The organism is Thermodesulfobacteriota bacterium, from assembly GCA_039028315.1.
Taxonomy (GTDB): domain Bacteria; phylum Desulfobacterota_D; class UBA1144; order Nemesobacterales; family UBA2774; genus CR02bin9.
In genome coordinates this window covers 1-12,636 of the sequence record JBCCIH010000045.1, presented here as the reverse complement: position 1 = coordinate 12,636, position 12,636 = coordinate 1, and the positions used below count along the sequence as shown (strand labels likewise).

Here is a 12,636-nt window from a genome sequence, read left to right as displayed (position 1 = left end):
GCTGTGGTTGAAGATGCCAAGCAGAAGATTGAACAGATTGCCGGAATGACCCAGGAAGCTGCCAAAACAGAGCTTATAAACATCATTGAGGATGAGGCTAGGCACCAAGCTGCTATAAGGCTAAAACAGATAGAGGAGCAGCTAAACGAAGATTCTGAGCGAAAAGCAAAAGATATCATTGCTCTGGCTATTGGTAAGTACGCAGGTGAGTACACGAGCGAGAAAACAATATCTGTGGTAAATCTGCCAAACGATGATATGAAGGGGCGGATAATCGGCCGAGAAGGGCGCAATATACGTTCAATTGAATCCAGAACTGGAGTTGACATCATAATTGATGACACCCCAGAGACTGTTGTAGTCTCATCTCTTAACCCTATAAGACGTGAGGTTGCCAGGATCTCTCTTGAAAAGTTAATTGACGACGGCCGCATACATCCTACAAGGATTGAAGAGATCGTCACAGATGTGGAAAAGCAAATTGAGCGTGAGATACAGAAATCAGGTGAAGAGGCGCTATTTGATCTCGGAATAGCAAATATGCACCCTGAGCTTACAAAACATGTAGGAAGGCTGAAATACAGAACAAGCTATTCTCAGAATATTTTGAACCACTCAATTGAGGTAGCGTTTATCTGCGGCATTTTGGCGGCAGAGATTGGTTTTGATATAAAGCTTGCCAAAAGGGGTGGTCTTCTACACGATATAGGAAAAGCGGTTGATCACGAGATAGAGGGCTCTCACGTGGATATAGGTGAGGACCTTGTGAAAAAGTATGGCGAGTCTGATGAAATAATTAAGGCTGTAGCTGCGGCGCATGACCCTCAGCCTCAGTCACTTCTTGCTATACTTTGCCAGGCCGCAGATGCTATTTCCGCAGCAAGACCTGGAGCTAGAAGAGAGACCTACGAAGCTTATGTTAAAAGGATTGAAGACATAGAAGGTATAGCGGGCTCTTTTAGAGGAGTTGAGAAATGCTACGCTATACAAGCTGGCCGAGAGGTTAGAGTAATTGTTGAGAGCACAAAAGTTAATGACGAAGAAGGTGCGCTGCTCTCGCATGAGATTGCACAAAAAATTGAAAAAGAAGTTGCATATCCGGGGCAGGTTAAGATAACTGTTATTAGGGAAGTAAGGGCAACCGCGATAGCAAGTTAAATCAATTAGAATTAAACACTTAGTTTAGAAAAATCAGCAATTTTGAAAAACAGGTTCTTTATCTGAGCAAGCATAGAGAGCCTGTTTTCTTTTATCTTAGGATCCTTGTCCATAACCATCACATTGTCAAAAAAGTTATCAACCGGCTCTTTTAAGTTCTTCATCAAAATAAGAGAATCTAGGTAGTTCTTTTCAATAATTTTGTCTTCAACTTTTCCTTTCACATCATTTAAACTAGAGTGCAAGTTTTTCTCGGCGGTTTCTATGAAATGCTCATCTAGAATATCTTGTCCCGCGTGATCCTTTACTATATTTACAACTCTTTTAAACGCCGCTCCCAGTGCTTCAAAGTCAGCAGCCTTACGGAATTCCGTAAGTGCCTCAATCTTTCTCTTGGCGTCTAAAACGTCATCAAATTCAACAGAAACTACGGCCTCTACAACATCCTGCTCATAACCCTCTGATGTCATTATGTTTCTAAACCTTTCTGTCATAAAGTTCATAATATTCTCAAGAGCTTCATTCGTTTTATCTGAAAATTTACCCTCTGTTTGTTCGGCTATAGCGTTAAGTCCAATACTAAAAGACTCATTTAAGGATAAATGAAGATTCTTCTCTAATAAAATATTGATTATACCAATTGCCTGACGCCTAAGGGCATAGGGGTCGGAAGTTCCTGTAGGAATTAGCCCGGATATAAAACACGATGATATATTATCAATCTTATCAACAATGCTGAGCACTGCTCCATAGTCAGATTCCGGCAATTTGCCATCTCGTCCTGTGGGCATGTAATGCTCTTTTATTGCTTGTGCAACCTCATTGGTCTCACCTGATATCTCAGCATAATATTTGCCCATTATTCCCTGAAGCTCCGGGAACTCAAAAACCATCTGTGTTGCCAGATCAGCTTTTGATAAGAATGCGGCACGTACAATGTGTCTTGTTTCATTCTCAAATCCAAGCATATTCCCTAACTCATTTGCTATTATTTTAAGACGCTCTGTCTTGTCATAGTAAGACCCAACGCCTGAGAGGTAAACCATCCCCTTTAGGTCCTCGAGCTTATCCCAAAGAGGAGCGCTCTTGTCCTCATCGTAGAAGAATCTAGCATCGGTAAAGCGCGCTCTTATTACTCTTTCGTTTCCTTTGCTGACTACATCAGAATCTTTAACAGGGGTTCCGCAAACAAATATAAAATGCGGCAGCAGTTCATCTTGATTTGTTTTAGAAAAAACAGGGAAGTACTTTTGGTGATTTTTCATAACGCTTATAAGCACTTCTTTAGGAAGAGATAAAAAGTCCTTCTCATAATCGCCTTTGAGCACTACAGGGATCTCAACCAAGTTGCTGACTGTCTCAAGAAGATCATCGTCTTGCGGAATGTAACCACCAATTTTTTCAGCCAGCTCTGAAGTGCCTCTCCTAATATCTTCTCTTCTTTTGTTTTGGTCCAGCACAACATAACCCTCTTGCAGTCCTTTTTGATAATCATCCCAGCTTGAGACTTTAAAACCCTTTGGGTGCATGAATCTGTGCCCGTAACTTTTAGATGAGCTCTTAAGCGATTCAATGTTAAAAGTGATTGTTTTGCCGCCTAAGAGTGCAACTATCCATCTAAGGGGTCTCACATATGTTTGATCTCCATTTCCCCATTTCATGGATTTTCTAAAAGGAATAGAAAGTATCAGATCAGGCAGGATTTCCTTTAGTAGTTTGTCGGTTTTTTGTCCTTTAATATTTCGTTTTACAGCTAAAAAATCCCCTCGGTCTCTGGTGACAGTAGTTAGATCTTTAAAATCCACTCCTTGTGCTTTAGCAAATCCAAGCGCAGGTTTTGTGGGGTTTCCCTTCTCGTCGTATGCAATTTTTACCGGAGGTCCGAAAGCTTCTTCAACCCTGTCTTCTTGTTGTTCTGAAAGCTCAGTAACCCTAAGAGCTAGTCTTCTAGGGGTGCCGAATGCCTCAATGTCAGAATAGCTCAGTGAGTTCTCATCCAGCATTTTCTTTGCCAGTGATTTTAGATCCTCAACAGCATAATCTAAAAATCCAGCAGGGATCTCTTCAGATCCGATTTCCAATATTAGCTCTTTTGCCATGGATTTTTCTTTAGAAGGGGAAATCCCATCTCCTCTCTCTCAAGTAAATATGCCTCTGCGCACATCTTTGCAAGCGCTCTTACTCTGCCTATATAGGAAGCTCTCTCTGATACTCCAATTGCCCCTCTTGCATCTAATAAGTTAAAAGTATGGGAGCATTTAAGACAGTAGTCGTAAGCCGGCAGCGGAAGTCTTTTTTCTGCCAGATTTTCGCATTCCTTCTCAAATTTATCGAAAAGATCTCTTAACATCTCAGGGTTAGATTCTTCAAAGTTGTATTTTGAAAACTCATACTCATCTCTGTGGTGAATCTCCCCATAAGTAACTCCATTTGTCCACTCTAGATCATAGACGCTTTCAACGCCCTGAAGGTACATAGCGATTCTCTCTGTACCATAAGTTATCTCTCCCGATACAGGTTTCAAATCAATACCACCAGCCTGCTGGAAATATGTGAACTGAGTAATCTCCATCCCATCCAGCCATACTTCCCACCCTAGTCCCCAAGCCCCAAGGGTTGGTGACTCCCAGTCATCCTCAACAAACCTAATATCATGTGCCAGCGGGTCAATTCCTAAATGTTTAAGACTTTCAAGATACAAGTCTTGTATATCGATAGGTGAGGGCTTGAGAATTACTTGAAACTGATAGTAATGCTGAAGCCTATTTGGGTTATCTCCATATCTTCCGTCAGTGGGCCTCCTGGAGGGCTCAACGTACGCTACTTGCCAGGGCTCGGGGCCAAGGCATCTTAGAAATGTAGCAGGATGGAAAGTTCCTGCTCCCTTTTCCAGATCATAAGGCTGCATAATAATGCACCCCTTTTTAGCCCAAAATTCCTGAAGTCCTAAAATAAGTTCTTGAAATGTCATGTTTTTCTATATCTGTTGAAAATATGAGGGAGAATAATACCATTTTTAATGTTTTTTGGAAGCTGGCTTTTGTTAAGCCAGAAATAAGGCCATAATATCTAGCAGGATATATTCCTCAAACAAACTAAATCAGGTATGTTTCCTTTTCTAAATGGCAAAGACCACTTATAAAAGCGCAGGGGTCGATATTGATGCAGGAAACCTGTTTGTAGACCTGATAAAGCCTCTGGCTAAATCCACCTCAAATAAGAATGTGCTGGGCAAGCTAGGAGGGTTCTCAGGAGCCTATGCACTGCCTAAGGGTTATAAGAATCCAATATTACTTGCTGCGGCAGATGGAGTGGGCACAAAACTAAAAATTGCATTTATGTCCGGCAAATTTGATACAGTCGGAATTGATCTTGTGGCCATGAACGTTAATGATGTAGTGACCTGCGGGGCCGAGCCTCTATTCTTTCTAGATTACATTGCTACCTCGAAACTGACGGTTGAAGAAGGCGTTGATATTGTGAAAGGAATAGTAAAAGGCTGTAAACAAGCTGGCTGTGCTCTTCTAGGTGGAGAGACTGCAGAAATGCCAGGGTTTTATAAGAAAGATGAGTTTGATCTTGCCGGGTTTGTGGTAGGAATCGTAGACAAAGATAAAGTTATAGATGGCTCATCAGTACAACCCGGTGATGTAATTATAGGCCTTGGCTCAAGCGGACTTCATTCAAATGGGTACTCACTTGCCAGAAAAGTGCTTTTAGGCAGAAGTAAATACAAACTTTCGGACAAGCCCAAACCACTTAGGCGTTCGCTTGAAAAAGAGTTATTAGAGCCGACAAAGATCTATGTAAAAAGCGTATTAGATATCCATAAGAAATACGACCTAAAAGCCGCTGCACATATAACAGGCGGCGGGCTACTTGAGAACCTGCCCAGAGTACTTCCAAATAGCTGCGCAGTAGAGATCGAATCTTCAACTTGGCCAATGCCTTCTATCTTCAAACTTCTTATGCAAGAGTCTCATATAGCTAAAGAGGAAATGTATAGGACCTTTAACTGCGGAATAGGTATGGTACTTGTTATCGATTCAAAAGATTGTGCTAAGGTTATAAAAAGGCTTAAGACTCTTGGTGAGAAAGCTTATTTGATAGGCGAAGTCAGTAAAAGGAAAAGAGGTAAGAGCCAGGTTCTTATAAAATAAGTTTTTAAAATATTCTCCTACCGCTGTACTCAAATGTTGCTCTTATATTCAATTTTTCAAGACCACCCCAGCTCTTTGGGAAAGGAGCAAATGGGGCTGCAGCAGTGATGGCCCTTACGGCTTCATTGTCCAGCCGCGCAAACCCTGAGGAATGAATCAACTGAACTCCCTCAAGATCGCCATTACTTCTAATAGTAAAGACTAAAAACAGAGTTCCATATTCCCCTCTGTACTGAGACTCTTTCGGGTAGGTCCAGACCGACTCAATTTGCCTTTTCATTTTGAGAAAATATGAGAGGTATTTAAACTCGGTAGTGCTTAGATCAACTGTTTCTTCTTTTTTATCCACATTTGGGGCACCGAGAAAATCCTGTGGAGTTCTCTGGTTTTGAGGAAGTGTTTGCGGCCGGGGGTTTGAGCTGAATAGCTGATCTTTGGTAAGATCCGGTGTTTTCCCGGTGGCTTTTTTCCTCTCTTTCTCTATTTGTTTCTTCGGAAGAGTGGCAGGTTCTTTTTGCCTGGTGATATCTGAGCGCGTCATCTGTTTTTTAGGTTCTTTTTGAGCTTTTTTCTCTACCTTCTTTGGTTCTTCTTTTGGTTTTATCTGGGGCTTAGGTTCAACTGGAGGGGATTGAGGAGTATTTGCGGACTGTTTTGTGAAACGGTCTCTTGTTTTTTCTTCCTCAACCTCGCGGTTTCTTTCGGCTAAACGCTTTGTTTCCTTAGGCTTCTTGGTCTCTTTCTCTTTTGGAACAGGAAGCTCTGTAATTTCAATAAACTCAGGCTGTTTCTTTTCCTCTTGGGCAAGCTGATCCCTTAGGTTAAAAATATCAATTAAATAGAGGTGAACAAAGAGCATAAAGATGAGAAAGATCGCGAGCGAGCCCAAAATATAGGGCATCAGCCTACTTCTTCGGCGCCTCTTTCTTCTCCTTATTTGTATCTGTCTAACCATTTGCTTAGTTTACCACTGGGCTTTGTTAAATACTATCATTATTAGCAGCTTGTTACTCAAAGTTCATAAACAGCTTTAATATAGAAGAGTTCCACCCGCTAGGGCCTATGCCATCAGCATAAGTTAAATTTGTAAGCTTAATTCCAGGGTCATAGCTGCCTGCAGGTTTTTGAACAAGAATTGGTATGTCGACTACCTTAAGCATCGGTAAATCATTTAAGCTGTCACCAAGAGCAACAGTTTTAACATCTACAAATTCCGCTCTGTATATATTTGTTAGCATCTCGACCGCTTTCCCCTTGTCATTTCCGCCCAATATATGATGAAACCTGCCCCCGCGTGTGTGTCTATATCCATTTAGATTAATTTCTTCAGCTATAGTTTCGTTATTTTCCTCATCATTATCTATTATACACGGCTCGCTGTAGTCCCGCTGAACAGCAAGTTTTGCTATATTTTCATCTAAACCTGAAAGCTGGGCAATTTCACTTACACTCATTTGAGAGAATCCACGAATTTTAACGCCTGTCTGTTTGCTTATGGATTCTAAAGTTTGGATTAATTTTTCTCTTTGTGTTCCAAGCTCGACCACCTTGTAATTACCTAATTCTCTATCGAATCTAAACTCCAGGGAGAAATAGTCCTTTGGGATAAAAATTCCGCCGCCATTTTCGGAAATAAAAGGGCATTTGATATTGAGTAAGTCTTGGTAATATTCAATTTCAGCTCTAACTTTACTGCTACAAAGTATAAGAGGGATTTGCTTTGATTTTATAAGTTCCAGCGCCTGTGCAGCGGCTTTGAATGAATATGTATTATGATCTAAGAGCGTCGCATCAAGATCGGTGAATATTACAACTTTAGGCATTGTCTTCTTCAACAGCTAATTCGAGTTGGTCCAGAAAATCTGGTATCGCTGAAGTTACCCTGCTCCAGTTTGGAATAGTAGGGGAAGCAAGCGGGTCTTCTAAGAATTTCTGGCTTGCAATTCTTACGCCCTGAACAAATGTTTCCACCGCAAGCCCCTCGGCATGTCTGTCAAAAAATAGGCCGTTAATTGCAGCGTCATCGTTATACATCTTTATCGCATCCTGAGCAATTCTTAGATAGGTAACATATAAAGTATTAAACAGGGGTTCTGAAAACTGAACGCCCTCAGAAGATAAAATAGTAAACAGTGAAGTTGATATGTCCGTACACATCTTTAAAAGGCCACTGTCCGCATCATGAGCGGATACGTCCTGATGCTTGTGCTCATAGTTATCAGCCAAATCAACCTGACAGATCCTTTTTAAAGATACATTTCTATATACCTCAGCCAAAGATCCTACTTCAAGGCCCCAATCTGCTGGTATGCGGTTTATTCTTGCCAGATCTGCTTTCATTGAAAACTCACCTGCGAGCGGATATCTAAAACTGTCTAGATAAACCAAAAACGGCATATGTCCTACAATTTTTTTAAGCGCTCTAATTATAGGTGATATAAAAAGCCTTGTAACTCGGCCGTATAGTCTGTCAGTGACGCGCGGATAGTAACCCTTACAAAACTCATAATCCATATTAGGGTTTGCAAGCGGATAACAGAGTCTTGCTAAAAGTTCTCTATTGTATGTTAGAACATCGCAATCATGAAGAGCGATTACTTCACTTTTCTCTCTGGCAAGTACATAGCCATATGCAATCCAAGCTGCTCTTCCTTTACCACGGTCTCCCACATCAAGGCCGTTTTCTTTAAGAAGGTTAAAAAGGGACTGTACTTTCTCTCCGTCATCCCAGATAAGTTTATAGTCTTGAGGCAGAACGGAGAAATATTCCTGAGCGTGTTTGAATTCATCCTCACTGGCTCTTCCAATTGTAATTACAATCTCGTTTAAATAGGTAACATCCTTTAAATGCTCAAGGATGTTTTTAAGCGCTACTCTTTGAAGCTCCGAATATAGACAAGGTAGCACAAGTGCAATTGGCCTGCTTTCAGAAAATTCATTTAGCTCTTCTTCTAATTGCTCAAGATTGTCTGTTTTGAGCCTATGAAGTGTGGATATAGTTTCTGTCTGATGAAAATCGCCCATATGTTATCCCTCGCTCTTTATATTATCATATACCCATTGTAACGACTAATGTTTTAATAAGAACCTAACTATGATAAAACCTAGCACTATTAGTACAAAGAACAGGGTAGCTAATAGATTCAAGTACTTATCGATGAAATTCTTTATTTTCTCACCAAAGAAATAAATTAAACCAGCCTCTAGAAAAAATCTAGCTGATCTACCAATGGCGGATGCAATTATTAAATAAAATAAACTTATATGGAACACACCGGCTGCGACAGTGAATACCTTATAAGGTATAGGTGTTATGGCAGCTCCCAGTACTGCTAAAAAGGCATTTTGATTATATAGATCACCCACGTAATTAAAAGCTTCTTCATTAAAAACATATGTTAAGAAAAAGCCGCTTAACAGATCCCAAAGGGCCCATCCAATAAAATAACCCAGCACGCCTCCGAGCACCGATGCTGCGGAGCAGATAAACGCATACCAAAATGATTTTTTTGGTTTGCCTAAGCACAACGCCATAAGCAGTGGATCAGGAGGGATTGGAAAAAAAGATGATTCCATAAAGGAAACAATAGCCATAGCAGGGGTTCCGTATTTTGTGTCCGCCCAGCTTAGCACCCAATCATAAAGCCTTCTAATCATCACTATCGTCCTTTGTCAGATGAGACTTTAGAGTTTCTAAAAAGTCATGCTTTGTTAGATCTAGAGTTATGGGAGTTACCGATACATACCCCTCATTTATTGCCACAATATCAGATTCCTCAATATGTATGTATCCAAGTTCATCGCCGCCAATCCAGTAGTATTTCTTGCCCCTCGGGTCAACTTTTTCTACAATAGGCTCATCATAAAGACGCTTTCCCTGACGTGTAATCATTATCCCCTTGTGTTCACGATGAGGCTTATTGGGAATATTGACATTTAAAAGGGTGTCTCTTGGTAGTCCTTTATCCAGCACATACCTAGCAATGGATTCCGCGTGATCCAGCGCATGGTCGAAATTAAAATCCCTTCTTCCAACAAGTGATATTGCAATAGATGGTATTCCTAAAAGTGTTCCCTCCATGGCGGCACTAACCGTGCCTGAATATGTAATGTCGTCCCCTAAGTTCTCACCTTTGTTTATTCCAGACACAACCAGATCAGGCTTCTTGTCTCTAAGCAAGCCGTTTATGGCAAGGTTTATACAGTCAGTTGGGGTTCCGTCTGCGGTGTATACAAACTCTGATATTTTGTCCAACCTTAGTGGCCTGAATAAACTTAGCGAGTGGCTAACCGCACTTTGATCTCTGTCGGGGGCAACAATGTATACTTCACCCAACTTTTTTAGCGTCTCAAAAAGTTTATGAATTCCCTCGGAGTTAATTCCGTCGTCATTAGATATTAATATTCTTTTAGGCATATGCGTTTGCTATTTTGAAAGGCCGTTATTAAGGATTACAAAATACATGATTAAACACTTACTTAAAAGAGGTCTTTTAGAGTGGTCGGGGTGGCCGGACTTGAACCGGCGACCTCCGGTCCCCCAGACCGATGCGCTACCAGTCTGCGCTACACCCCGACTATGTAATAAATCTTATTATAAATGGAAAATGCTTTGGTTGGGAGTTTAACCTAATTCTTTTTTAATGGATTTTAGCTCGGCAAGTACTTCATGAAGGAGCACATTTACTTTAGTGCTGACCCTTTTTTGATTGGCTTCTTCTTTTAATTTTTTCTTGGCCCCGGCAATAGTGAAATTCTGCTCATAGAGCATATTCTTAATCTTGATGACAGTATGGATGGTCTCTCTGTCATAAAGACGCTGGGACTTTCTTCTAATAGGATTGATCTGGTCAAATTCACTTTCCCAGTATCTTAGCACATATGGCTTTATACCGGTAAAGTCGCTAACCTCACCTATCCGAAAGTAGATTTTATCAGGTAACTGCACCTCAGCCTGCTGCCCGTACATAATTGTAACCCTATTCCAAATTAGACTAAAAGTCAAGTATTTTTCATTAAAATAGATAGTTATTGCTGGAGCTTATGATCTATAGTTGATTTTTCTACAAGCTTTGTTCAAATAGATTCTTAAGGGTTAATTAGTATTAAATTCAGAGATGGAGTCAATTGCTCTATTAGCAATTAGCTTTTTCTTCTCAGCTTTTGGCATTCTCTTTTCAATCTGCGGGAACAAGCCAAAATTAATATTCATAGGCTGAAAGCTTTTAACTTCTTGGTCTGTAATGTAGTTAATAAGTGATCCGAGTGCTGTTTCTCTTGGCGGTACTATGGGCTTTTCACCCTTGAGGCTCTTCGCAGCGTTTATCCCGGCAATTATGCCCATTGCCGCAGATTCCACATATCCTTCTACGCCAAGGATTTGCCCTGCAAAAAATAAGTTATTGCTATGCATAAACTCTAGAGTAGGGCGCATAAGCTCAGGAGAGTTTATATATGTGTTTCTGTGCATGCTTCCATATCTCATAAACTCAGCGCTCTCAAGCCCAGGAATAGTTCTAAATATTCTTCTCTGCTCAGGGTATCTAAGCTTGGTTTGAAACCCAACGAGGTTATACATGGACGCTTGTTTATTTTCACACCTTAGCTGAACAACAGCATAGGGCGTGTGTCCTGTTCTAGGATCTTTGAGCCCAACGGGTCTTGCCGGGCCAAACCTAAGAGTGTCTTTTCCCCTTTCTGCGATTACCTCAACGGGAAGGCAGCTCTCGAAATATATACCCTTTTCAAAATCACGTGTCTCTATTTTTTCAGCTTCTAAAAGCTCGTCTATCAAACTGTAGTACTGTTCTTTATTTAGAGGGCAGTTTAAGTAATCACCTTCTTCCTCAACTCCATTTTCATATCGTGATGCCCTATAAACCACATCATAATCTATGCTATCCGCATCAACTATTGGTGATATAGAGTCATAGAAATACAGATGATCGGAGTTAGAGAGATCCTTTATGCTTTCTGAAAGTGGCTCTGAAGTAAGCGGGCCGCTTGCTATAATTAAAGGCGCCTCTAAATTCTCAGGTATTTCTTTGAACTCCTCTCTCACAAGATCTATAAGAGGATTCTCCTCAATTTTTTTAGTCAGGTATTCGGCGAATTTTGTGCGGTCAACCGCAAGGGCTTTTCCTGCCGGCACTCGGTTGTTATCAGCCGCTTCAATTACCAGTGAGCCCAGCTTTCTCATCTCCTCTTTGAGAACGCCGCTTGCGTTATCCAACGAGTCAGACTTAAGAGAGTTGCTGCAAACGAGCTCCCCTAAATCATTTGAATTGTGGGCTGGGGATATTTTCTCAGGCCTCATCTCAATAAGTTTGACCCGTACTCCCAGCTTGGAAGCATGATGCGCAGCCTCGCATCCCGCAAGCCCGCCTCCGACCACAGTTATATAATTTCGCTCTGACATGGGCGTTATTCTACCTGAATATATATCTATTAATGTAAGGGATATAAAACGTTTAAGTTTTGGCGTGTTGACTTAATACCTAGGTATGAATTAAACACTTTACATCTTGTATTTGCCGAAATCTCCTTCGGGCAAGTCTTCTAGGAGCTTATCGAGCTTTTCTTTGTCATCGTCAATTTCTATGCTCTTAGATTTCTCTAGGACCTGTTCGTTTACAAAAATTGGAGATTCGGTCCTTATCGCTATAGCTATGGCGTCGCTTGGCCTTGCGTCTAAGACATACTCCTCAGACTCTTTTTTGAAATGCATGGTTGCATAGAAAGTATCGTTTCTAAGATCAGTTACTTCAATTTTTGAGACGTGATATCCAAGCTTATCTATCAAGTTCTTAACTAAGTCATGGGTGATAGGTCTAACGCGGGGAGTCTTCTCAAGCTCCATAGCAATAGAGCTTGCTTCCATAAATCCAATCCAAATTGGAAGAGTTTTTTCATTGGTCAAATCTTTGAGGATTACAATTGGGGTGTTTGTAAATGGATCTAGCGCAATTCCGGAAACTTTCATTTCTAACATGTGCTGCCTCCTAAATGATTATACCACCAATTCTCCTCTAAGTGAGTTCAAAAGACCTTCTGTAACTTTCACCTTGACCGTCTTACCAACAAGGCTCTTAGGACCTTTAAAATTTAATATCCTGTTGTGGTCAGTCCTGCCTGATAAAAACTCAGGATCGTTTCGGCTCTCGCCCTCAACAAGTACGTTCTCTATTAAGCCTACACGAGATTTATTTTTTGTGGACGTAATTTCTTTCTGATATGACTGAAGCTCGGTAAGTCTTTCGCTCGCAAGGTCAGGATCAACATATGTGTCCTCCGAAAAATCTGCGGCCACTGTTCCGGG

The 12,636-nt window shown here is 41.0% G+C and carries 13 protein-coding genes and 1 tRNA gene; 2 read left to right on the top strand and 12 right to left on the bottom strand.

The features are described from left to right. Positions 1-1,158 (top strand): ribonuclease Y (gene rny / locus AAF462_04400; GenBank protein MEM7008355.1); only part of this gene is annotated, 1,158 nt, incomplete at its 5' end. A gap of 11 nt (positions 1,159-1,169) precedes the next feature. On the opposite strand, the gene glyS is transcribed toward rny, so the two are convergent. Continuing rightward, positions 1,170-3,257, bottom strand: a complete 2,088-nt coding sequence (gene glyS, locus AAF462_04395; protein MEM7008354.1) for a glycine--tRNA ligase subunit beta — start codon at positions 3,255-3,257, stop codon at positions 1,170-1,172. Further along, on the bottom strand, positions 3,242-4,129 hold the full coding sequence (glyQ, locus tag AAF462_04390; protein ID MEM7008353.1) for a glycine--tRNA ligase subunit alpha: 888 nt from the start codon (positions 4,127-4,129) through the stop codon (positions 3,242-3,244). Before glyQ ends, glyS begins: the two co-directional genes overlap by 16 nt. Positions 4,130-4,280: 151 nt before the next feature. Here glyQ and purM point away from each other — a divergent pair, with 151 nt between their 5' ends. Beyond that, on the top strand, positions 4,281-5,318 hold the full coding sequence (gene purM / locus AAF462_04385; GenBank protein ID MEM7008352.1) for a phosphoribosylformylglycinamidine cyclo-ligase: 1,038 nt from the start codon (positions 4,281-4,283) through the stop codon (positions 5,316-5,318). A 4-nt stretch (positions 5,319-5,322) separates the two neighbouring features. On the opposite strand, the gene AAF462_04380 is transcribed toward purM, so the two are convergent. From AAF462_04380 to AAF462_04335, 10 genes are all read right to left on the bottom strand, one after another. Further along, on the bottom strand, positions 5,323-6,219 hold the full coding sequence (locus tag AAF462_04380) for an energy transducer TonB (protein ID MEM7008351.1): 897 nt from the start codon (positions 6,217-6,219) through the stop codon (positions 5,323-5,325). Between the two features lie 106 nt (positions 6,220-6,325). After that, the gene (mpgP, locus tag AAF462_04375; protein MEM7008350.1) at positions 6,326-7,141 is read right to left on the bottom strand and encodes a mannosyl-3-phosphoglycerate phosphatase; all 816 of its coding nucleotides are present in this window, start codon (positions 7,139-7,141) and stop codon (positions 6,326-6,328) included. Further along, a complete protein-coding gene (locus AAF462_04370) occupies positions 7,134-8,342 on the bottom strand; it encodes a glycosyl transferase (GenBank protein ID MEM7008349.1) in 1,209 nt (402 codons plus the stop codon). The genes mpgP and AAF462_04370 overlap by 8 nt, the downstream gene beginning before the upstream one ends. A 45-nt stretch (positions 8,343-8,387) precedes the next feature. After that, on the bottom strand, positions 8,388-8,975 hold the full coding sequence (locus AAF462_04365; protein ID MEM7008348.1) for a YqaA family protein: 588 nt from the start codon (positions 8,973-8,975) through the stop codon (positions 8,388-8,390). Next, positions 8,968-9,735 (bottom strand): 5'/3'-nucleotidase SurE, encoded by a 768-nt coding sequence (gene surE / locus AAF462_04360; GenBank protein MEM7008347.1) that lies wholly within the window; start codon positions 9,733-9,735, stop codon positions 8,968-8,970. Before surE ends, AAF462_04365 begins: the two co-directional genes overlap by 8 nt. A gap of 82 nt (positions 9,736-9,817) precedes the next feature. After that, positions 9,818-9,894, bottom strand: a tRNA-Pro gene (locus AAF462_04355). A 48-nt stretch (positions 9,895-9,942) separates the two neighbouring features. After that, entirely contained in the window at positions 9,943-10,287 is a 345-nt protein-coding gene (locus AAF462_04350; protein MEM7008346.1) for a MerR family transcriptional regulator, read from the bottom strand. 126 nt (positions 10,288-10,413) lie between these two features. Further along, a complete protein-coding gene (gene trmFO, locus AAF462_04345; protein ID MEM7008345.1) occupies positions 10,414-11,736 on the bottom strand; it encodes a methylenetetrahydrofolate--tRNA-(uracil(54)-C(5))-methyltransferase (FADH(2)-oxidizing) TrmFO in 1,323 nt (440 codons plus the stop codon). A 99-nt stretch (positions 11,737-11,835) separates the two neighbouring features. After that, positions 11,836-12,300, bottom strand: coding sequence for a bifunctional nuclease family protein (locus AAF462_04340; protein MEM7008344.1), 465 nt, complete (start codon positions 12,298-12,300; stop codon positions 11,836-11,838). 27 nt (positions 12,301-12,327) lie between these two features. Continuing rightward, on the bottom strand, positions 12,328-12,636 hold a 309-nt coding region (locus tag AAF462_04335; protein ID MEM7008343.1), incomplete at its 5' end, for a TRAM domain-containing protein.

Excerpts from the sequence above, each read along its gene's own strand:
- glyS (MEM7008354.1), bottom strand. The coding sequence starts at position 3,257 with ATGGCAAAAGAGCTAATATTGGAAATCGGATCTGAAGAGATCCCTGCT.
- glyQ (MEM7008353.1), bottom strand. The coding sequence starts at position 4,129 with ATGACATTTCAAGAACTTATTTTAGGACTTCAGGAATTTTGGGCTAAA.
- purM (MEM7008352.1), top strand. The coding sequence starts at position 4,281 with ATGGCAAAGACCACTTATAAAAGCGCAGGGGTCGATATTGATGCAGGA.
- AAF462_04380 (MEM7008351.1), bottom strand. The coding sequence starts at position 6,219 with ATGCCCTATATTTTGGGCTCGCTCGCGATCTTTCTCATCTTTATGCTC.
- mpgP (MEM7008350.1), bottom strand. The coding sequence starts at position 7,141 with ATGCCTAAAGTTGTAATATTCACCGATCTTGATGCGACGCTCTTAGAT.
- AAF462_04370 (MEM7008349.1), bottom strand. The coding sequence starts at position 8,342 with ATGGGCGATTTTCATCAGACAGAAACTATATCCACACTTCATAGGCTC.
- AAF462_04365 (MEM7008348.1), bottom strand. The coding sequence starts at position 8,975 with ATGATTAGAAGGCTTTATGATTGGGTGCTAAGCTGGGCGGACACAAAA.
- surE (MEM7008347.1), bottom strand. The coding sequence starts at position 9,735 with ATGCCTAAAAGAATATTAATATCTAATGACGACGGAATTAACTCCGAG.
- AAF462_04350 (MEM7008346.1), bottom strand. The coding sequence starts at position 10,287 with ATGTACGGGCAGCAGGCTGAGGTGCAGTTACCTGATAAAATCTACTTT.
- trmFO (MEM7008345.1), bottom strand. The coding sequence starts at position 11,736 with ATGTCAGAGCGAAATTATATAACTGTGGTCGGAGGCGGGCTTGCGGGA.
- AAF462_04340 (MEM7008344.1), bottom strand. The coding sequence starts at position 12,300 with ATGAAAGTTTCCGGAATTGCGCTAGATCCATTTACAAACACCCCAATT.